The organism is Mesorhizobium sp. NZP2077, from assembly GCF_013170805.1.
GTDB lineage: Bacteria > Pseudomonadota > Alphaproteobacteria > Rhizobiales > Rhizobiaceae > Mesorhizobium.
Genome location: NZ_CP051293.1, coordinates 7,181,928 through 7,204,015, shown reverse-complemented (window position 1 = coordinate 7,204,015; position 22,088 = coordinate 7,181,928). Strand labels below are relative to the sequence as shown.

The following is a 22,088-nucleotide window of genomic DNA, read 5'->3' as shown; positions in this document are numbered from 1 at the left end:
AGGGGATGGTTGTTCTCTTCCTAACCACCACAGAGCGACAGATGCAGAGTATGATCGACTTCGTCATGTGCGTCACAGAGGGGAGAGGGAACAACTATGTCCTCTTCAAAAGTGCTCACGAGTTTGGTGGCAGAGGTACAGTTTCGTCACCACCTCTATTGGATCTACTCCTAACACCGTGGAAGCGCGCGGGAATGGCGGACCTCGCCCTTTGCTCTCTTTAACGAGTTCCCCTCCGCTAGGTGCTCCCTGTCGGAACCAGATTTTGTCGGCAACAGCAGCCCAAGACAACCGCCTTTACTGCTAAGCGTCCCGGAGTAAAGCCCTTAGCCACGCCCCGCTCAACTCTGAGTATGGCGCCTTGGGGTCCATGAGTTCTTTCAACTTGCTACGGATTTCGGTCGCGAACTCTTCTAGCCTCTTGCAAACTTTCTCATCAGTCTCGATATCTTTGCCTGCAGTTTTGGCCCTGGCGGCTGGCAATTTGGCAAGTCTAGCTTTTCGCATGGCGATTGCCTCACCGAACTCTGCTGAAAGTTCTGCAAGTTCGACGCTCAGTTTGTACAGAAATTCCAAGTCTCGTAGGTGCCTAGTGCGTGCCTGAACGAGTCCAAGGCGGTTGAGGCCATAGACCTGGATCGACACGGCACCCATCGCGCTGACGCCGGCTCGCGCCGCCGCAAGGGCAAGGTCCGAGAGATTAACCTGCGGGTTGGGAAGGATGGCCGTTTCGCCTGCGGGATAGACAAGTCCCACGAGCCGGGATCGATCCACATAGAACCGTAAGTGAAGCCGGGGGTCGTCGCGAGTTGGGTCAAGCAGTAACCGCTCCTCGCTATCGATATTGCGGTCTATCTCCGTTGCGCGAAAGGATTCCCTTGCAAGGGGGAACAGGGTCGCTTTTCCCGCAAGCAGGCTTTGCGAAGGATCCATCGCTCCTGGCATGAAGAACGGTTCGGCAGTTGCCTCGGTGGGGACGGGCACTTTCTGATCTCGACGTCGGTTACAGTCTATGCAGCTAGGAAGTAGGTTGTCCCATTGCATACCAAGCCACCAATACCCCCTGTGATTACGCACGCCCTCGACAGCGCTCTTCGGGCGATAGTGCTCGACGTCTACTGGGTGGACATTCGAATATGCACTCTCACAGTAGGCGCACTTCCCATGAAACAGTGTCTCAAGGGCCTGCTTCACGGATGCGTCACTGTATCTAGCGAATTCGTACGAGCCAGCGCTCCCGCCCGCGTAGTGAGCTGCCGCTCGGTCAAACTCCGTCCGGCCATCCTTGAAGGGTTTCTGCAGGATCGCCGGTTCCGCTACCGATGCTCGATCGACCCGCCTCATCCGACCCCACCTCGCAGGTAGTCAAGCACCTGCTTCTTCGCGCGTCGGCGCAAATCCTCGGAACGGTCGCTGCCCTCGGTACGTCGTTCCGCCAGATACTCAGCGACAGCCTCCTGCACTAGCTGCGTGACCTCCGAGCGGCCATAGGGAAGAGCGCTCGCTATCTCGTCATTGAAAGCATCGATGGCGGCCTCTGCCGGCCCCGAGAGGGGATTAGAGGACGGTGGATTGCGACTGAGAATGCTCGCAGCTTTGGCGAGCGCGCTGTCGGTGCGTTGGTGGTCGGTTGAGAAGAGCTGGAATAGGTTTGAAGTGAGCAACTGCTCGATAGTGAGGTTCTCAAAGTTCGTGAAGTTCGCGACAAGCTGCACGGCTTCCGCCTCCCGGTCAGGAAGCAGGTAGCGGTTGAGCATCCCAACCTCCCCGTTTCGCATTCCGCGCAAGCAAAGTGGATCATGAGAAGTGACTATGAAGTTGGCATTCGGCAGGGCGCGCCGGAGACCAGTCATGATACTCAGCTTCCACCGCGGATGCAGGTGCGCTTCAATTTCGTCAACAAGGACGATCGCGCTGAGGCGCCGCGCCGCGCGCGCATGATCCAAACGAGAGGCCCGCCGTTTGCCCGGACGGCTACTGCTACGCTCGGACTTCATCAGGCCCTGTAATACATCGCAGACGAGAGCAAGGATAGCACGATAGCCCGAAGATGCAGCATCGAGGCGCTGCAGCATAATGAATTCTTCACCGTTGGAGCGCTGCTTCTTAAGCTTGATCATGCAGTGCTCCAGCCCGCTGGCATCGACCTCTACGTCGATGTCCTCGAACCGTCCTTCGATCTGAATGATGTGGCGCAACGCACTCACTACCTCAGAGAGTGCGTCGCGGTCCCTTTTCCAGAGGTCGATGAGCCACGGCTCAGGGTTCGATATTTGGGCGTCTCTTTTGAAAAGCGTGTCGACGTGCCGGATTGCGCCGCGCCGGCGAGGTGAGCCAAAGAGCCTGCGTGCACCGTAGGCAAATACCACCGGCTGAAACACATTGTCCGCTTGGAGTTCGATTTCCCCGCGCTGCGGGTCGATGCTGATAGAACGCTGCTGTCCCCCTTCGAAGACCAGATGGACTTCCGCCGAACGCCGCTGGGGGCCCTGAGGTTGCGGCGCCAAACTCTCCATATACCTCGGATCAAGAGGAATGAGTTCGCGATCTGATCGCACGATCACGTTGTTTGCCTGATCGCTTGGCATGGCCGCGAGCGCGATCGCTTCGAGGAGGCTGCTCTTTCCCGCTGCATTCTCGCCGAGAATTAAGAACCCCTGGGAAAGCCTCCTGGCGTCATCCTCGTCACCAGTTAGGGTGAGCAAGGGGTCATTGCTGACATCAGGTGCCGGAGGAAGCTTAATACTAATATTCGCGAGCGACTTGAAATTTGTAATCGTCACACCCTCAAGGCGACCTCCAATTTCTGGTGGCTCCCACGCAGCAGTCCCTGGCGAGCGGCTCCCGGCCGCCAGCCCTGCCTCTCTGAGAGCTCGCAGAGCTTCGTGAAGGGTCGTGTGATAGTCGGATCGCTCCATCCAGCGATGAAAGGACGCTTGTATTGTCGCCTGACCCACCGGGAGCGTGGATCGTGCCTGCCTGCCGAATTCCCAAGCAACCCGGCGAAGCACCAAATACAAGAAGCCGCCGAACTCTCTGTGCGTGAAAGGGGTTGCCGGCGCATCATCAACCTTAGGTCTGGTCTCGAGTTCGACAAGCAATCGCTCGGTCGCGGCAGACCGCTCAGCGACCAACTCCGTTCGGTTGAGCCCGAAGTGCTTAATGGTGGCGGCGGCCCGCTTTGTCCTTCCAACGAGCGTACCATCGAGCTGCGCGGTGAACGCTGTTTGCGGATTTTCCAGCTCTCCAGGGTAGAGCAGAAGAGGCCTCTCCAAGGTCGCCAAACTTTTCAGGTCGTCGCTGGTGCTGGTCGAAGCTGGATTGGGGGCTCGATCGGCAGAGACAGGGAAAAAGTTTTTTCGGCGAGGGACACAGTCGTCACAGATGGGAAAGAAGTTGTCCCAATGGAAAGCCAGCCAAAGGTACGACGCCTTTTCCTCGGGCTTGCTGATAGGCTCTGCGTAGGCAGGTGGCCGAAACCGATAGGGTTGAAGAGCGACATTTGCCCGTTCGCAAAAAGGACACCGCCCATAGGACAGTGCCTGCAAAAGCCTCAGAACACGACTGTCGAGCGGGCGTTTCCAGACAGGCGGAACGTCCATCTGAACGCGCTCCGCAGCATTGATCTCGTAGTAACGAGCGACGCTTTCGTAGCCTGTGGCAACAAGCTCGTGGAACTCGCTGGCGCTCTCTTCATACCGAGTCTTATGATCAAAATAAAACATGTACCGCACCCCTGAGGACGTCAGCATAGCGCGAAAGGCACGGTTTTCTAGCGTATTTCTGACGCCGGGACCCGAGCGTACCTAGGATCCACCTTGGCAGTTTTGAGCGCATTGTGTATCACACATGGGGGGCAAGGATTATGCGTAGATCAACTATCGTCGCTAACCTAGATACCGCACGGAACAACTTGGCTACGTCATTAGCGGACTATGCCGCGAAGCGCGCCCGCTTGCACCCGCCGTATGGTCAGCTGCCGGGAGAATTTCTGGACCAAGACGGCGCCAAAACCCACCAATTCGGGCTCACTGCCATTGCGCTCTGGATCGCAATAAGCGACCATTCCGACACGATCGACTCGATCACCTCACTTATTAATCGTTGTAAGGAGGTCTTCGGTGATACACGCCGCGGGGCGATAAAGGATCCACTCCTAGAAAAGCTACAAGAGCATTACAGGAGCATCCTGGTAAAGCGGTGTTTGTGCCTGCTAGCGCTCGAAACTCCCGCCGAACTCGAGCAGGAGATACAGTTCCTTCTTGAAAACACGGCGGGGCCAAAGCAACGCTACGCAGGCTGGCGACCAACGCTCCGTGCCGAATCGGACAGGCGCTCAAACAATGGTGGGGCCGCGGGCAAAAGCGAAACGACAACCGCGGAGCAATCGGACCCAGAAGAGGGCGCAAACTCCAAGGACGCTGCTAACAACCTCATCACGGCCTATGTGCTCATGGCAATTGCCGACGCGATGCAGCGGTTCGACCTGAAAGCGGATGGCCTCTCAACAGAAGTGCGAGCGCGGCTTGAGCAAGTGCTGGACACACACCGCGCAAACGCTAACCGCGTCTCGGACAGCGGGGCCTACAACCATCCGATCCACAGCCTCTTCTACATCAACTGCATCTACCGGATGAGGTCGCTCGGATTCAGCGGAGAAGATCTGAACGATGTCCGCCAGGATCTTCGTCGCTTGCTTGTAAAAATCTACAATGGCTCAGCCATTGACCCGGCGTATGTGGGAACTGAGATTATTGCGTTCTACACCGACTCCGGGAAGGATCGGTATTTTCGTTTTAACATCGATGCGATCCTGCTCGAGTCGCACTTCTTCGCATACGGTGAGACGCTAGCCGCCTTCCAAAACATGCGTGGGAAGCTAATTTTCCAGCGGGTCATGAAAAACTACTCCCGATCCGACTTTCGGATCGATTCCAATGGGCAGCGCCTCACGATATACGCTGCATATCATGTCCTACGAGTGATTCGGCTGCTTCAAGGGGCGGTAGAGAACAGGCGGTCGGATAAGTGGTGGGGGAGAATAGCAAATTGGTGGTCTCTTACGGTAGCTTTAGTCAGGACCGAGTTCGATTTCAATCGCCCCGCGATCGCCCGCTTAGTCGCGTCCACGACCACTCTCTCGGTGATCGCGCTGGTTGCATTCCTATCGGCATCTGACGAGTATCGCCGGGGCTTCAGTTTCGTCTTCCTGTTGGCCGGTTTGGGTCCGCTTTCGGAGTTCCTCATGGCGAAGTTGACGGAGAGGCTAACCATTGGGAGAATGATGTGATGAAGATGCCGCCCGAAGGCGTTCTCATCGGTCTCATCCGAGATATCCTACACTCTTCGAGTGGCGAGGCAGCAGTTGGCGTCGCTGCCTTGGACGACGCCGCAGTTATCGAATGCGGCGGCGATCGGCAATTGGTTATTGCATCCGACTTTATTCGTGGCACAGAGTTCTATCTCTTTCAGCTCGGCTACCTCGATTACTTTGACGTCGGCTACTACTTAGCGATCGCGAACATCAGCGACATGGCAGCGATGGGGTGCACGCCATCTGGGTTGCTTACCGTTGTCCGCTACTCCAAGAACATGTCTGTCACTGATTTCGAGCAGGTCTTTCGAGGTATCAAAGCGGCCGCCGACGCCTATGGCACTCAGGTGGTTGGAGGAGACACTGGAGGATACGTCTCAGACGTGTTCAGCGCCACCGCCTTTTCGATTATCAAGCGAGGTGCCTACCTTACACGCAGCGGAGTTCGGGACGGCGATCTCATATGCGTGACCGGCCCTCTTGGTGGCGCAATCGGGGCCCTTACGTACTTTAAAGAGCTAAAACCCAAGGGCCTTCAAATTGACGTGAGCGACGAACAGGCGCTGCTTCAGTGCTGGAAACGCCCCCGTGCACGTGTTGATATCGGCATGCTGCTTGTGAAGCATGAGCTGGCAACGTCCTGCATGGATATTTCAGACGGCCTCAAGGCAACGATTGATCAATCTTCAGCCCTTGCTGGAATGAAATATCAGCTACAAGAGACCGATATCCCGGTGCACGAGTCAACACGCAAAGTCGCCGAACTGGGCCAACTCGATCCAGTCGCTCTGGCGCTTAGCGCCTCGGTCGACTTCGAACTGTTTTTTTCGGTGTCGCCTGAGAAATGGACAAAGGCCGAGGAGGTGCTTGCAGCGCATGGTCACCATATTTTCCAAATCGGACGCGCGGGCCGTCATTTCGGCAATGATCTCGTCAAAAAGGACCATACGGTGGTGCCTCTACCTGGGGTGCCTTGGCAACACCAGCTTGGCGATCACGTTAAGGACGTGGTGACCGCAACAACCAGAAAGTCCTCCCTATGAAAGAACAAGCCCACTATCAGAAAAGGGCACGCTGCTTCCTGTGTGGGGATGTCGAGGATCGCGGCGGAGCCGCAGGCTGTTTTGAGTCCCTCCGCGTGATTGCCGATCGTTCTCCACTTTGCCAGGGACATTTCCTACTTTCACCCATCAAGCACGAGCTTTCTTTCGCTGCGCATCTTAATTCCCGCGAAGCGACGCCGGCGATACGCGCGTGGGCATCCGCTTTGGTAGGACGGTCAAGGCCGTTCCTTCTCATGGAGAATGGGTCGTCTTCAAACGTACAGTTTTGCGGGACTGAGCACGCCCATCTGCACCTCCTGCCCTCCGAAGTGATCGTCCGCAATGCACCGCGAATAGTCGATCACATCATATCCCGGCTAACAGGTGATCATCACGTATCTGCATGGTGGCCCGATGCTAACGTCATGCGATCGGGCAATTGGACCGGCTACATCCACATCTCCTCTTCGGATGCGAAGTTTGCGCGAACCATTTACGTTCGCGAGCCTCAGCAGAGGCAACTGAGTCGCAGCGCAGTTGCGGCTGCGATCGGCAAGGGGAGCTACCTGTATGACGAGACTGTCGACTTGACTTCCGCGCGCAGGACTACGGCCCAATTGCGCGCTGGCATGGAGCGGTTGGTCGGAGCATCACCTGCAGACATAACGCTGATTGAAGGACTATCAGGTTCAGGAAAGTCGTCTGTCGTCAGTAGTCTCACGGCTGCGGATGGGCATCTAGCTATCCGGACAGGAGCGACTTTCTGTGCGCTCGCCAAGGCATATGGCGAAGCGGTGCTCAGCGCGACGCCCAATGACCTGGTTGCTATGCTGCTGGGGTTGAATGAGCCCCAGATGCCAGAGCCTGAGATTGATGAGCCTCTTAGGTCAAGGGCGGCAGCAATCGCTGCGGACGGCAAGCGGTGGCGCGCTGTGATGGATTGGCTATGGGAGCAAACTCGAGTCGCTCGTCCCTTTGTGGAGGGCATAGTGGTGGAGGGGCGAGGTTTCGAGGACAGTCGGTTTCGTGGCGTTGGAAATCGGTACTATCTCAACGCACCGGAGAGTGTGCGAGCGGCTCGAACGGCCGGCAGGATAGTCACGGGGTCTGGAAGCCTGCGGGATTATACCGATCAGAACCGGTTGGTGGGGCGGACTAGCCCGGGAAGCGGCACAGTCATAGAGACTGGGGGGAAGTCTGTAGCCGAGATTTGTGAACAGATCACTGCGCTGACTGCCCGTAAACGTCGGCAGAAGGCGCACATTGCGGCGAGCTTTGGTTCCCTAGGAAAGAGACTTGTTGGTAAAAATGGTGGGGTCTGAATAGAAGGCCGCCACTGCCTCCGCCGTGTATGGCCGTCGGTGGGGTTGGCGAAAGGTCGCGACAGGATAGACCCCACCGCGCTATCTCAATCGCAGAATTGTCCGGTCCTGGGGTTAATCCACCTACGCAACAGCGTATCATAAATACAGTCCGTCGACATTGAGGCTTGCGAGTACGGTTGGTGGTATGCGGCCGGCTTGCCCGCCGGCCGACTTGTTCTAGCCTTCTTCACGGACACAGACTTGGTCACGGCTCGTCGCCAGCGCGACTGGGAGAACGCGTTGCGTGAAACCAAACTTATTTCAGGGTTGGCAGCGGCGGCTCACGATCTCTCTCCCGTCCACGTTGTTGGAGCCTCATGTGGACGGCTCACACAAATCGTAGGACCAGGTTGGCTTTCGGTTGGCGATGCAGCTCGTTGCTTTGATCCGTGTTCAGGACAGGGAATAGCTACAGCGCTAACGACCGGCGTGGCGGCTGCCCAAGCAATTCACTCAACTGGTGCAGTAAGTGGCGCTGTCGCAGCCGAATATTCACACCTCGTTAACTCGGAGTTTGAGAAATTTCGAACCGCTCGGTTTGCCCAGTATCGACGTGAACTACGATGGACAGATAGTGCCTTCTGGCGTCGACGTTCTCAAGAAGGACTGCCCCCGGTGGGGTGAACTCGGAAAGGCCAGATGGCGAAGAAACCACAGAAATCCATCCGAAAACTAATTATCCGCCTGCTAAGAAATGGCATTGAGCCAAACGATGCTGTGCGACCTGGTGTAGCGCTCGTTCCGTTCGCCCAGTTCAAGGACTCGAGGATAGCCCTTGGCTCAAGCGGCGGCGAGACCCCAACATGGGCCTCGTTTCTGAACTTGGGTGCCGATGAAAAGGCCAAGCTCAAGAATTCGGGAGCATATGGTCTCCTCTTTCTCAAGTCAGCCGAACGATGGTTTGCCATCGCATTTGGAGGCGGCTTTCAAAAAATCAGCTCGACGAGCTTCGAACATGATTTCGGGTTGCGGGTGGTCATCAATGCTGTGGACGCAAAGAAATTGCGAAGCGCGGATATCCGCACGCCCGATGAAAATACAACGACCACGCGAACACAAGCTAGCCGCCATTCACCTCAAGAGGTGTTCGAAATCAATCATGAGCGAGACCTCGTTAGAGGCCTTGAGGGAACTCCGAGGGATGCATCCTTTGCGTCTCGAGTGTCCGGAAGCGACGCGTTGGTCATATGGAAGCGCGCCGATCTGTCGGATATTCCGACGGTTTGCAGTGATGCACTGAGTGTCTATGGGAAAGATGACTACAAGGACAATTTCAAATGGATTGACGACATCCGTCACGAGCGCGACACCGCAGTGATCGGAAGGCTCGACGGCCTATTGACAGCCGCCGTGAACGCCGCGATCGCCGACGATCGGTCGGAAAGTCTCCATCTGGCTTGGCCAGTTATATACAATGCCGAGAGCTCGAATTGGGTGCAATACGGTGGCTTTCGAAGCACTCAAATCTTCGATGATCTGGATATTCGCAACTACCTCCAGGAGCTGTCGGCTAAGGGAATTACCAGCCTAACCGCCGACCAGTTGTCAAAGCACCATGTCGCCCAGACGGACGAGGACGGCAGGAGGTCGGGAGATGATTTCCCCTTGCGAGACTGCTTCGTGTTTGAGACCGAGCATGAGGGCCGAAAGTATGTACTTTCGGGAGGTCGTTGGTACGAGATCGATAGGAATCTAGCAGCGCAAGTCCTTGCCTTTTTCAACAAGGTGGATGCGTTCGTTCTGCCGCCGCCAGCAGGAGCCGAAAACGAAAGCGAATACAACGAACGACTGGAGCGGGAAAAATCGTCGGAATGGGTGTGCCTTGACACCAAGCTCGTAACTCCAACCGACGCTCGCACCCCGATAGAGGTGTGCGACTTCTTGATATCGCCGCGCGTCTTCATTCACGTGAAGGACCAGGCAGCGTCCTCAAAACTAAGTCACCTCTTTAGCCAAGGCCATGTGTCGGCACTCACTTTCAAGACCGATCCCGACTTTCGGGACCGTGTACGAGCGAAGGCGTTGGAAATCTCCGGCGGACATCTTGGAGGTGATATGCCCGGCAGTGGTGATTTCGTCGACCCGTCCAAATTCACCGTCGTCTATGGTGTCCTTCGCGAAAAGCCGATGAAGGGCAAGCCTGTGCTTCCGTTTTTCAGCCTGGTTACCTTTAGGTACCACGCCAAAGAGCTGGACGCACTCGGCTTCAAATATGCATTCGCATGGATCCTGAAAGAGAAGGCCAGCGAGGGAAAAAAGAAGAAGAGAAAAAGTCGCAAAAAGGAAGCATAGAAGGATGCCGCTTTCGATTGCGAAAGCTCTGAGAATTGCTTCACTACGCGTAGAGGGCTGAACATCTATAGACCGCGCGCCTTGGATCGCATACCTGGGTTTCACCCGTGTTTGGTTGTTTGAGCAACCGGTTATCGGGACGACGTAAGACTCTGGTTGGCGCTTCTGGCATCGAATCGCGTATCACTGCGACATGCTCGCAGGTGCCGGCGACTTTTCTGGGTAGCCCACGAAACGGTCGGCTCGTTGCGCGCGTGGTTGAATTTAGGCAACGAACATGAGCGTTTTCGAGTCCGGACCGCGCCTTGGCGCGCCGCATGGCGATCCAGCTCGCCAAGCGTTCGCTGCGCTGCGTGGATATGGCTACCAATTATACGCCTCAGGCCTTGCTTGGCTTGGGTTAGCCGACGGGGAATTGCTCCACCTCGAGGTAGCGGAAGACTATTCCATTGTAACCGGCGAGGCGTTGGCGGGGACCCAAGTCAAAGATACGGCTGCGAGCGGCAAGATAAGCTTGCAAACCGAAGCGGTGCGTTCGGCCATTGACAGCTACGTGGAGCTGGTCGCACGCAATTCATCGCGCATCGTGTCCTTCCATTATCTCACAACGGCAGAGATTACTCTCGAGCGCCGCAAAGACCGGCGCGTGGCGAACGGATCCGCGCTAAGTTATTGGCGCCATGCTGCCGCCGGCGCAGACGTCACACCGCTACGCAAGGTACTCGAGGCGCTTGATTTGAAACCTGCCACGAAGGCCTACATTGCGGCACGGAATGATGACGCGCTCCGACGGGAACTACTCGGCCGAATGCACTGGCAATGCGGCGCCCCGAGCCTCACAAACCTCCGAGACGACCTAGAATTGGGTCTGATCGAGTTTGTGGCATCGACGAGGCGGCTTTCCAGCCAAGTAGCGAGGAACGTGTTGCCAGCGATGGTAGAGCGCCTTCTGCTGACCGCGGCGTCCAAAGAGTCACGCGAATTGCGCCGTGCCGACCTCCTCACCCTGGTCGACGACGTTTCCATGGTATCTGTGCCCGTAGACCAGATAGCCCTTCTGCGTCGCGAGTCTGGGAGTGCGATCGGCTTCTCGCGTCCATCGCTGTTAATCCCATCTAACGAATTAGCTCTGCCAAAGATTGTTGCTCCTCGCGAGGCGTTGGTGGCGAAGATCGACGCCGTCCGTCGGCAGGCGGGACTTGCAGTCGCGAGTGCGGCGACAGGACTCGGAAAGACATTCGTTGCCAGGCTTGCGGCAACCACTGGCGATTGGGCAGTCGTGGATTTTCGCGATCTTAGCCCCGCCGACACCGCAGCGCGTCTGTCGCTTGTGCTTGGCGAGTTGGCAGTGTCATCCCCAGTGCATGTCATTCTGGATGACTTGAATGAAATCGACCATCCGAACGTGCGCGACCTCGTTCGTCGTTTGTTGTCTGGCCTTCGCCGCCGAGATGCAACCGCGATCATAACCACCTATCGACCGCCTGCTCCGGCGACATTGCACCTGCTGTCTCCCGATGTCATGCCCGTCGTTGAGGTTCCTTACTTTGAAGAAGAGGAAGTATGTGAACTAGTCCTGTTGACTGGCGGCGATTCGAAATATGCCGGCGCCGTGCATCGCGCAGCGTCGCATGGTCATCCGCAGCTCACCATGGCAATGATTCTGCATCTGTCGACCATGGGTTGGTCTCGCGCGGCGGCCGCGGCTTTGCTTGGCGGAAACCTCCAGACAGAACTCGGAGCTGAGCGACGTGCGATGCGGCAGCGGCTTGTCGCCGCAGTCCCGGCCGAGGCGCAATCGCTCCTTTTCCGTACCAGCATGATCGGAGGCACTTTCGATCGGGCACTAGCCATGACTCTTGGAGAAGTCGCTCCGCCGGTTCCGCTAGTCGGTCTGTCACTGGATCGGCTCGTCGGCCCCTGGATTGAATCAATGAACGGAGACCGACTTCGAGTATCACCTTTGCTCGAAGGCGCAGGCCAGGAAGTGTTTTCCGCTGGCGAGCGCCGGGCTATTCACTCATGTATCGCGGATGCCTTGATGAGTGCGGAAGACCTTTCAGTGCTTGATGTCGGCACCGCAATGCGACATGCGCTGAAAAGCGAGGATGCGGGCCTGGTTGTGGGCTTCGCTGACAGCTTGATACGCTGCAGCGCCGATACGCTGGACCTTGTCGCGCCGTTTCTCGGAGAACTCGGTCTGTTCGAGACCAGGACGCTCATCTTTCCGCAAAATGTTTTCGCGTCCGTAATGATGCGATTTGCTCAGCTGTTATCCTTGCTTCCCTACGGATCGGTCGCACGCGCGCAGCCGTGCTGGGAAGCACTTGAGCGTGAGCGCCGCAACGTCAAGGGTAGGGTCCTGCTCGAGGGCTCGATTCTCTCGAAGCTGTTGCTCCATGGACGAGCCGGCGAGCTATTTCCGGACTGGATTGAGCTCCTTATAAGCTTCGATAGTCTGCTTGATAGGGAAAGCCGCTTAGCTAAAGCTAGCCGGAGGTTTCAATCTCAGAGTGGCGGCAACCCCCATGTTACCGGCGTGCTCTTCGCATGTCAGATGCGCAATATCAGGACTGTGGCTGGATTTCGCGCATTGCTTGAGAGGCTTGACCGCGAGTCTCCAGAGCTTCGGCAGCGCGCGTTCTCTTCCTTTCAGCCTGGCCGCGGTGATCTGTCGATTTTGGTCACACATGCCTGGCTCAAGGAGTCGCGAGCCGAAGGGTTCGATTGGCAAGCCGCGGCCGCGAATTATGCCGCCTGTGCAGAGACTGCAATGCGGTGGCAAAATCCGATGCTCGCGACACGATGCGCGATCGCTCAGTCGATCTGCCTTGATGAAAATGGCGACGACGCTGAACGCGCGCTAGCCTGTCTTTCTGATGCAGAACGGCGCTATGGATTCGATATTGCTTTGGTGCGCGCGCGAGCCAAGATCTACTGGCGGCGACGCGATCACTCTGCGGCACTGCCGCTGTTGGCTACAGCCGCGCTAGTCGGTGGTCAAGATGCGATCGAGCGCGCGTACATCGCCCGAGAGGCTGGCATCAGTGCCGCCGAGTTGGGCGACTGGTCAGCGGCTCAAACCTGGTTCGAACGTGCACAGGTTGAAGCATCGAAGCTGAAGGTGCCATCTGTTCAAGCGATGGCTATTGGCTTGCTTGCCGACACAGCGCATGCCGCGTATTTTGCTGGACATCCTGACGTCGCCATTCTGAAGCTGCGGGATGCGCTGGTGCTCCTGCCGACGATCAATCCTGGGGGAACGCTTGCTGAAGCCTATTGTCACCGCGTCTTGAGGCATGCGGTCTTGTGGCTCTTCAATGAAATCACGGGAAGCATAGCTAACGACATTCAGGATATCCGATACTCGCCTGGTTGTGCCAGCAATCCTGACCCCTCTGAGGCAATCCGATCTCATCCTTTGGCCGACATTGATCTCGCATATTATATGCTCGCTGATGCCGACGAGGCGTTGGCAGAGCCGACCGGCTTTTATCTCAAGTTCCGCCAATTCTTGATTAGAGGACCAATTCTGTCCACGGAAATTTCGCGCGTGATAGCTGGCGGCCGGAAGGCTATCCTGCGTCACGATGCCAATGACTTTGTGAGACGGCTCCGCCAGCATGCGACCATGGCCGCGATGCTGGCATCTGGCAGAGGAGGCGATCTGGGACAGCACTTGCAAGATCCCGAGCGAGGCATAGTCCCTTTGGCGACAATCGATCACAAGGCAAATGAGGATGTGCTCAGGGCAGGAGAAGACTTTCTCTTAAGCTTTTCAATCGCTGCGGCACTTGCAGGCGAGTTCGAGGCTTTGGACACGATCATCGAAGATGGGCTAGGCGCCCCAGAGATCGTCGCGCTACATACGCTTTTAGAGTTCATGGCGGGTAGCGCAAAAAAATTCAAAACAGACCGCGAGGGTGTGGCAGCGGCGGTCAGTGCTCTGCGACAGGACTTGGTAACCAACCCAACTGTGGTCTGTTGGGTTGGAATTTGGATGCTCCTTCACGTGCGCAGTTCAAAGTTGCGAGACGGGGTCGCCGATCCTGTCACCGAATGGCTCTTTGACACGTGGCGATATTTGATTCGAGAGGCTCGTTTCCGGCTGGAGGCACCGATCGTAAATGTCCCGCCGATAGAAGAAATTCTATCCAATTCCGACCGTTCATTGGCGGCTGCAGCGCGCTTGCTGCTTGTGGTTGCGCCGGCCGCCTCGACGAACATACGAGCGGACGTTCGTGAACATTTGAAAGCGATGGTAGACGGTTAGGTCTTGTCGCAAGCAGACCTTGGATGCTGGAAGCGGTCGTGGCGTGGCTCAAACTACAAGGCGAACGAAAAGGCCTACTTTCGCTGAAGGTGCCCAAATTACTCCGTGAGGCGAAGTTATAAGTCCTTCCCTCGCACTACGACTCACGATCAAGATGATCTTATGAAGAGGCCGGCGCTGACGTCAGGACTTATAGCTGAGTCCACGCAGATATGGCAGCAATGCTATGGTGAGTCATTGACCGAAGAGGCGGCGGCGGAAATGTTGACGAGGCTAGTCACGTTGGATGGTGAGCTCCTGGATGCCACCCGAAGTCATCTGCTTGGATAACGTCGCCGGGTTTGAATAGCGGCGATTGCGAGGCGATGACTTCACCGACACCCCCGCCTTGCATGAGGTCTCCGATTTTTAGTCCCGCAGCATAGTTTTTGGCCGGGCTAAGCCTTGCCCGCGTATAGGGATCGACCGACAGCCAGAGCGTCTTCACCAGCAATTCGCCGGGTTTGGGGCGCGGCACATCGCGTTCTTCTAACGTGAAGTCCTCAGGGCCTGCATTCCTGCAGGAAAACGATTGAGGGTCCAAGTAGGGTTCGATGTCATGGTGCTACCTTGATGGGAGTCAAAACAGGCTAACTGCGACCGCTACCAGTCGGTAGACGCGCCTTTGGAACTGACTGTCCGAATCTTTGAACGATGCTCGAAGGAGTCTACGACCTATCTCGCGCGCTTGGCGGAAGAGTGTTTCACTCACGAACACGTAGGGTACGGATCGACCAGCAAGGCTCGGAAATGCTGTTGCTACCGTCTGACGAACTATCAGCCTGTTGGGAGAAAACTGGTGCTGAAGGGGGTTGATCGGGCCTTGTCGGCCGAAATGCTGATGGTCCTCATGTCTATGGGCACGGGGACGACCCTCTCGTCTGCGACGTGAATCATCCAGCAGTCAAGGTCGCCAAAGACACCACCTACGGGCGGCTCATAGACATGCCTGGCTGCGATATTCCACGCGCCGTGGAAGCCATTCTCTCGTTAATGCCCCTAGACACTTTTCGTCACCGAGCCGGTGAAGCGCATAAAGGTCGTGGATAAGCCGGACTAGATCATGCCGATCCGTCAGCGCGTGCAGGAACGGATTAATCGCCTCGAGGGGGCAGATTCCGTGCCTTTTCAGGGCTCGAGCGTTTTGATTTCTGCGCCGTTCCAAGGGCCCGTTTCGCTGTTGTGCGAACCTCGGACCCTACCAGTTCGCGATGGTCGCGCCTGTTTGATTTTGGGTACCTTCGAGCCAAGAAATCGAACTACGACCGAGTAAGTTTCGTGGGCGCAACCGGCGCCGGCTGGAACGACCATCAACCCTCAATTGCCATCCCGCTCGCCCCCGAAGAGCCAGACACTACCGGGTCTTTCCGCGCTTGGTTGGCCCCTTCTTTGATTTCGCGCTCTTGCGGCCGAGACCCGACGACTTTGCAAGGTTAGAGCGGCTCGCCGAATAGGTGGGAGCAACCATCGGATAGTCGTGTGAAAGCCCCCATTTTTGGCGGTACTCGTCCGGCGTCATACCGAAGTGCGTCATCAGGTGACGCTTAAGCGATTTGAACTTTTTGCCATCCTCGAGGCAAATAATGTAGTCCGGCGTCACCGATCGCTTGGGGTTAACTGCGGGAACCTGTGCGGGCTTTTCAGCTTCGACAGGTTGACCAATACGCGCCAGCGAGGAATTCACGCTTTCGATGAGCTCCGCCAGAGACGAAACAGGCACAGCATTTTTGCTGACATAAGCTGAAACGATATCGGCGGTAAGTTCGATAAGTGCTCCAGCGTGGCTATGGGGTTCGTCGGCCAACTCTAGGCTCCATCACATGCTTGCGTGCAATCAGACATCGTTTTAATCGTTTCAATAGAAAAAGCCAGACGATCCGGAGCACAATTTCGCCCAAGTTTTTAATGGTCGTTCCTCTCCAGCGCGACATTGCTTGCTGGTGGTATATTGGCCAATCAGTCGGCTTGATTCTGTATCTGGTAAATGCGTGATCACTAAATTGTTGACATTGAACCAAGGCCACAGGCGTACTTCAGCATGACGGCGGCAAGATTCCGCATCGTAGCTTATTCGGTCTTGGGCAAAGTAGCCAAAATATGAGCGACTGCATGGTTGCTGGTGCCGCCGAGTTACCTTGAGCGAATACGCTCGTTGTTGCGGCAGTTTGGGGGATGCATGCGATACTATCCATACGGTCCATTCGAACTCACACGTTCGGACGACAATTATCTGTTTTTGGAAGAACGGGAGCGCGCCGTTTTCTGGGCGGAGGTCGATGTTCCTGGGCTTTCACACGCCTGCGGATGCTATGTATTTGCGCTCGGTTCGGGCCCGGTCCCGGTTCCTTGGTATGTGGGCAAGGCTGAGCGGCAGAGCTTCCGGGAAGAGTGCCTGACGGAGGACAAGGTCGGCAAATTCAACAGCGTGCTCGAAGGCAGAAAACGGGGACGGCCGTACCTTTACCTCTACGCTCGTACGACCGCTGGCACGAAGGCGTTCTCGAGACCAAGCCGCTCCAAGCATCATGATGTTAGGTATCTGGAACGCATGTTGATCACATTCGCGCTCGACCGGAACGCGTTTCTGATCAACAAGCAAGAGACCGCGATGTTGAGGAATATCGTTGTGCCTGGGCTGATGAACTCGCCGCCGGGCCAACTCAGCGCGGCGGCAAAGGAATTGCAGTCAGTGCTTGGCTACTGAACCATTGAGGGACTCCGGAAAGCTAGGAGCCTTCATCTGATTGCGAGCTTCGCCGGACCTGTTGAGCCGGCGAACAATCCATTGGTTGAGAAATTCGTCACCGACAATAAAAAAAGGGGAGTATTCTCCCCGCGAACTAATACCATCTTGATTATTACCTGAAGATGGTGAAGTATTAGTCGCTGCTTGGGGATGGGAGGTCGTCGCGCGGGGCGTGTAGCAGCTCTGGTCTTTGTTGCGTCGGTGGAATCGGAAGCTTTCTCTAGCTGCTCACTGTCGCCAAGAAATCGCTGATACCACTTAACGCTTGGCTTGATACGGGTTTGCGGCGGCTCACTACGGTGGCCGGAGGGGGTGTAGATTGGCCAAAAAGAGCGGATCTGTCCAAAAGAAGGAAGCGCCTAAGGCAACGCTTGCCGCTGCGGAGATGCGGGATGTTTACGCGTCGCGTCGATTTTTGGACGGTGTGACCCAAAGGAAGCTCGGGCTTAAGATTCCCATCGATACCTATTACAAAGATCCCCTCATCGCGAAGGAGAACCCTGGCTTGGAAATCGACAGCGATTTCTATGTGCCTTGGGAGCCGCGAATTGGCGATGGTCCAACAAGTGCTAGATTTGCAATCGTCGACTACGACAGCACCGCCAACAAATTGGAAACCCCGGCCAAGTGGAGCCGCGACAACAAGGCCTTCATCGATCCAGAGGGGCGGAGGGTAGACAAGTCGCTGAAAGACACGGCTCATTTTCGACAAGTGAGCACGTGGGCAATCGTGCAGAGCACGCTTGATTTCTTCGAGAGCCCGAGTGGTCTTGGCCGCCGCATTTCCTGGGCCTTCGAAGGCAACCGGTTGTTGGTCACACCTAATGCCGGGTACGGCGCGAACGCCTATTATGACCGTGAGAGTAAGTCGTTGCAGTTCTATTATTTCGATGACGAGGGCGGCCAGCGGATCCACACCTCTCTGTCGAGTGACATCGTCAATCACGAGTTTGGTCATGCTGTGCTGGATGGGATCAGGCCCTATTATCTGGAAGCCGTGTCACCGCAGACCGGCGCCTTCCATGAGTTTCTGGGTGACCTAACCGCAATTTTGATGACTCTGCGAAACAGCTCCTTTCGTCGGCAGCTTGCCGTCAGAACGAAGGGTGACTTGAAGACCAAGACCGGCCAGCAATTGATCGCTGCCGTCGCGGCTCAATTTGGCAAGGCCGTGTCCGGGCAGCCCTACCTGCGCAGTGCCGCCAATCCTAGCAAAATGGGCCAATTCAAGGATAAGATTGAGCCGCATGCGCTGTCGGAAGTGATGACGGGTGCGATGTTCGATATCTTTGTTGCGCTGACAGAGCAGTATCTGAGGCGCGAACGGGCGACTGGAGATACCCATACGCCAGCGCAATCCCTTCAGTTTGCCTCCGCTCGCATGCAGGTGATTGCCATCCAAGCGCTCGACCTGTTGCCACCTGTTGAGGTCACCTTCAATGACTACGCGCACGCTGTCTTGCGCAATCTCGCGATCGCCGATCCTACCGATCCGCACGACTACTGCCCGATGATCGCCGACATTTTTGTAAAGCGAGAGATACTAAGCAAACAGGAAGCCGCAGATATCCTGGCGCGCGCATCTTTGTACGATCGTATGCCCGGAACGATCACGCATGATCCGGAACTCATCGGCAGTTCACGCGCCGAGGCGTATCGGTATCTTGATGACAACCGTGACAAGCTATTCATCCCGGACCACGTTGATATCATCGTGGACGAAGTTTTCACGGCGCGCAAAATGGTCGGCATGGGTCTATTCCAGCCCAAGCAGATCATCCTCCAGTATCTGTGGCGGGAGGAGCTGATCCTTGAAGGGGATCGCTTCGGCACCTTCAGCGGCAAGACGACCAGCTTGTTGTGTGGTGGCACGATGGTTTTCGACGTGAACGGTAGCTTGCTCTTCTGGACCCGCAAGCCAGGCAGTGAAGCTTCTGCCCCCGCTATTGTGGCCCTGGAAAAGCGGGCGAGGCGCAAAAAGCTTTTTGGAACCGACGAGGCCGCTCTGGCCGAGACCGACGCCGGGGTTAGGCGCAAGGAAATGTATCTCCATGCGCTTGCCCGGCGAATTGAAGAGGGAATGGTAGGCGAAGAGTTGGGTGGACCAGAAGGCCTTGTCGGCAGCTTATCGCCACCGCTGATTGCTCGCGACATCGAGGGTTCGATCCGCTTCGAGCTTTCGCCCCATTTTCACATTCATGACGATGATCCAAACCTCGGAGCGATCAGATGGCAAACCAGCTCCTGATCCGCCTATACGACGTTGGACTGGGCGATTGCATTTACGTGCGTATCCCCGGCGAGACGGACGCAAAAGACGATGCATTTCACATGTTGATCGACTGCGGCACGTGGAGCGATGGAAAGCTGCTTACTAAGGCAATCGAGCAACTCAAAAGCGAGCTCCCAACCTTAGCAAATGCCAAAAAGCGCCTCGATCTTATCGTGGTCACGCACGAGCATAAGGACCATATAGCGGGCTTCGATCCTAAGCTGTTTAAGGATATTGCGGTCGGCGCGGTTTGGATGAATTGCGTGATGAACCCGAAGCATCCTCAAGCCGGGAAAACGCGCAAACTGAGGGCCGTTGCCGAGAAGGCAGTGCAAAGCCTAGCCGTCCTTGGCAAGGATCTGAGCCCTCGTGTCGCTGAGCTGCTTTCGGTTTTCCAAATTGACAATAGGGGGGCGATGCAAACATTGCGCAGTACTTTGCTCAATGGCCGCGATCCTACCTATGTGAGTGCCGGCGAGACAAACAAGACGCATGGGATCAAACTACATCGGGCAACGATAAATGTGCTCGGACCGGAGTCTGATTTCGACGGCTTCTACCTTGGTGCAACCGTTCAGCGTGCATTGCGAGGCGCGCTTGGCCCAGCTGCATTTGACACGGATGAAGGCAATGAAGTGGCGTTGACGTCGACGGATGCTCCTCTCCCGAGCAATATTAGTCCGGCATCATTTCGCGCACTTCGTGCACGGATGCAGTCCAACGGACTGGCGTTTGCCGAGCTGGATGGCAAGCTAAAGAACAATTCGAGCGTCGTGCTTTTGATCGAATGGAATAAAAAACGCCTGCTCTTCGTTGGCGACGCCGAATGGAGCAGCGATTTCAAACTGGGCAAAATGAACGGCTCATGGAACGTAATGTGGAACAAACGCAAGGAACTGCTCCGTAAGCCTGTTGATTTCCTCAAGATTGGGCATCACGGCAGTGAGAACGCCACGCCTTGGGATATGGGCAGCAGTGATAAAAAGACAGAGGCGGTCGACATACTGAATTCAATCCTACCCGTGCCCGGAACGGGTAAAAAACCAACAGCTACGGCTGTCGTGTCAACCGAGCGAGGAAAATACGCGACCATTCCACGCGCACTGTTAATGACCGAAATCGCCCGGCGTATTAGCGACACAAGGGTTTACGAGGCCGACCTAAAAGGTTTCAAGCCTAAGGACCCGGGCGACTTTGCGGCTTACGAGAGTAAATGGCTGAACCAAGCTCAGCCGCTACGAACTGATTTCGAGCGGATCAGGACAGCGGCTGGCTACATCGATGTAACCTTCCAATAGCGGGGATGTCAGCGCGACGTGTGACGCCACCACATCTTATCGACTGTACGTGATCAATCGCGGCGGAGTGGCTTGCCCAAGAGGATCAAGCCGACATAAAGCCCCAGGGAGCTCGGCCCTGCTTCATTCAGAGATTCAACTCGGTGCCCGGATAGAGGCTGATGAGCAAAAACATTGTGGTTCTCTGCGACGGTACGGGGAACGAGGTTGAGGGCGATCTCTCTAATGTGATGAAGCTATTTCGGATTTCCAAGAAGAACGCGCAGCAGGTCGTCTACTACAATCCGGGTGTGGGTACGATTGGACTGAGCGGCGAATGGAGCCGGCTCTTTCAGAACGCAAAGGGGGTTTTCGGCCTTGCGACCGGATACGGCCTGGATCAAAACATAATAGATGCCTACCGCTTTGTATGTGAGCGCTATGAAGACGGCGACAGGCTGTTTTTCTTCGGGTTCAGCCGCGGTTCCTATACGGTACGGGCCTTGGCCGGCTTAATTCATATGGTTGGTTTGCTTCGGCCAGAACAGCTGAACGTAGTAACGTATGCGCTGACTGCCTATAAGCGGGCAAGTCGAGACAACAATCTTCACCTTGCGTGGGATTTTGGACGCTTGATGGGTGGGCGCCATGCCACGGTTCATTTTCTCGGCGTTTGGGACACTGTGGCATCGATGATCGTGCCGCGTCCCGACCGGTTCTATGTTCCAAGCCTGCGTACTTTGCCATTCACGCGCAAAAACCCAAGTGTTCGCTGCTTCCGTCACGCTGTGGCCATCGATGAGCGGCGGCGCCTTTTTCGTCTGAACCGGTGGGAGGCAGGACAGATGTATGAGCCTGTACCGTTTGCCGATCCACCTTCTAATATTGCGCAGGACGTCGTGGAGATGGCATTCGCGGGCGTGCATTCCGACATCGGTGGCGGTTACGAAGAGTCAGAAAGCGGGCTTTCAAAATTTCCGTTAGCTTGGCTTGCGGATGAGGCAATCGCTGAAGGGCTCCAAACCGACACTTCGTTGTACGGACACCTTGTGAACGGCAATCCCTTGCCGGATGGCAGACACTTCTATGTCCCGCCCAATCCTGGCGCCAAGCTGCACAATTCGCTCACTTGGGGGTGGTGGATCCTAGAGCTCCTTCCGAAATGCGTGAAATGGCGAGAATGGAGACGATGCTCACTTTTGGGCTGGTATCTTCCTTTAGGAGAGCCAAGACGATTGCCTGACAGCCTGCAGGTCCATCCTTCGGTCGAGAAACGGCGGGCGGTTGCGGGTGACTACCAACCCGTCAACATCGCTTTCTCAAGCGCAGGTCCAGCACGGTCGGTGGTTCGAGACGATACCGAAGGATGTTTCAAGAAGGGCTAATGCAACGAAACCAGCGGCGGCGTCTTGAGAGCCCGCGTTGCCAAACTGCCGACTGCTTCTACAGAAGTGCAGATCGCGATGTG

At 56.2% G+C, this 22,088-nt stretch carries 13 protein-coding genes; 9 read left to right on the top strand and 4 right to left on the bottom strand.

Features of this window, described 5'->3' with window-relative positions:
* Positions 1-303: 303 nt before the first annotated feature.
* A complete protein-coding gene (locus tag HGP13_RS35310; RefSeq protein WP_172234472.1) occupies positions 304-984 on the bottom strand; it encodes a hypothetical protein in 681 nt (226 codons plus the stop codon).
* 356 nt (positions 985-1,340) lie between these two features.
* The gene (locus HGP13_RS35305; RefSeq protein WP_172234471.1) at positions 1,341-3,725 is read right to left on the bottom strand and encodes an AAA family ATPase; all 2,385 of its coding nucleotides are present in this window, start codon (positions 3,723-3,725) and stop codon (positions 1,341-1,343) included.
* Between the two features lie 230 nt (positions 3,726-3,955).
* Between HGP13_RS35305 and HGP13_RS35300 the strand changes: the two genes are divergently transcribed.
* The 4 genes from HGP13_RS35300 to HGP13_RS35275 all read left to right on the top strand — a co-directional run bounded on the left by HGP13_RS35300 (position 3,956) and on the right by HGP13_RS35275 (position 14,286).
* Positions 3,956-5,290, top strand: a complete 1,335-nt coding sequence (locus tag HGP13_RS35300) for a hypothetical protein (protein WP_172234470.1) — start codon at positions 3,956-3,958, stop codon at positions 5,288-5,290.
* Positions 5,290-6,357, top strand: a complete 1,068-nt coding sequence (thiL, locus tag HGP13_RS35295) for a thiamine-phosphate kinase (RefSeq protein ID WP_172234469.1) — start codon at positions 5,290-5,292, stop codon at positions 6,355-6,357. Before HGP13_RS35300 ends, thiL begins: the two co-directional genes overlap by 1 nt.
* Positions 6,358-8,360: 2,003 nt before the next feature.
* The gene (locus tag HGP13_RS35280; RefSeq protein ID WP_172234466.1) at positions 8,361-10,013 is read left to right on the top strand and encodes a DUF6119 family protein; all 1,653 of its coding nucleotides are present in this window, start codon (positions 8,361-8,363) and stop codon (positions 10,011-10,013) included.
* Between the two features lie 277 nt (positions 10,014-10,290).
* On the top strand, positions 10,291-14,286 hold the full coding sequence (locus HGP13_RS35275; RefSeq protein ID WP_172234465.1) for a hypothetical protein: 3,996 nt from the start codon (positions 10,291-10,293) through the stop codon (positions 14,284-14,286).
* Positions 14,287-14,563: 277 nt separating this feature from the next.
* Here the strand turns inward: HGP13_RS35275 and HGP13_RS35270 are convergent, their stop codons facing one another.
* Positions 14,564-14,869, bottom strand: coding sequence for a hypothetical protein (locus tag HGP13_RS35270; protein WP_172234464.1), 306 nt, complete (start codon positions 14,867-14,869; stop codon positions 14,564-14,566).
* Positions 14,870-15,213: 344 nt separating this feature from the next.
* On the opposite strand from HGP13_RS35270, the gene HGP13_RS38405 reads away from it, so the two are divergent.
* The gene (locus tag HGP13_RS38405) at positions 15,214-15,375 is read left to right on the top strand and encodes a hypothetical protein (protein ID WP_246707237.1); all 162 of its coding nucleotides are present in this window, start codon (positions 15,214-15,216) and stop codon (positions 15,373-15,375) included.
* A gap of 304 nt (positions 15,376-15,679) precedes the next feature.
* On the opposite strand, the gene HGP13_RS35260 is transcribed toward HGP13_RS38405, so the two are convergent.
* Positions 15,680-16,129, bottom strand: coding sequence for a MucR family transcriptional regulator (locus HGP13_RS35260; protein ID WP_172234463.1), 450 nt, complete (start codon positions 16,127-16,129; stop codon positions 15,680-15,682).
* Positions 16,130-16,501: 372 nt separating this feature from the next.
* Between HGP13_RS35260 and HGP13_RS35255 the strand changes: the two genes are divergently transcribed.
* The 4 genes from HGP13_RS35255 (at position 16,502) to HGP13_RS35240 (ending at position 22,005) form a co-directional block, all read left to right on the top strand.
* A complete protein-coding gene (locus HGP13_RS35255; protein ID WP_172234462.1) occupies positions 16,502-17,029 on the top strand; it encodes a hypothetical protein in 528 nt (175 codons plus the stop codon).
* Positions 17,030-17,390: 361 nt separating this feature from the next.
* Positions 17,391-19,319, top strand: a complete 1,929-nt coding sequence (locus HGP13_RS35250; RefSeq protein WP_246707236.1) for a serine protease — start codon at positions 17,391-17,393, stop codon at positions 19,317-19,319.
* Positions 19,301-20,641: an MBL fold metallo-hydrolase gene (locus HGP13_RS35245; protein ID WP_172234461.1), complete on the top strand. Its 1,341-nt coding sequence runs from the start codon at positions 19,301-19,303 to the stop codon at positions 20,639-20,641. Before HGP13_RS35250 ends, HGP13_RS35245 begins: the two co-directional genes overlap by 19 nt.
* A gap of 161 nt (positions 20,642-20,802) precedes the next feature.
* The gene (locus HGP13_RS35240; RefSeq protein ID WP_172234460.1) at positions 20,803-22,005 is read left to right on the top strand and encodes a DUF2235 domain-containing protein; all 1,203 of its coding nucleotides are present in this window, start codon (positions 20,803-20,805) and stop codon (positions 22,003-22,005) included.
* Positions 22,006-22,088: the final 83 nt, after the last annotated feature.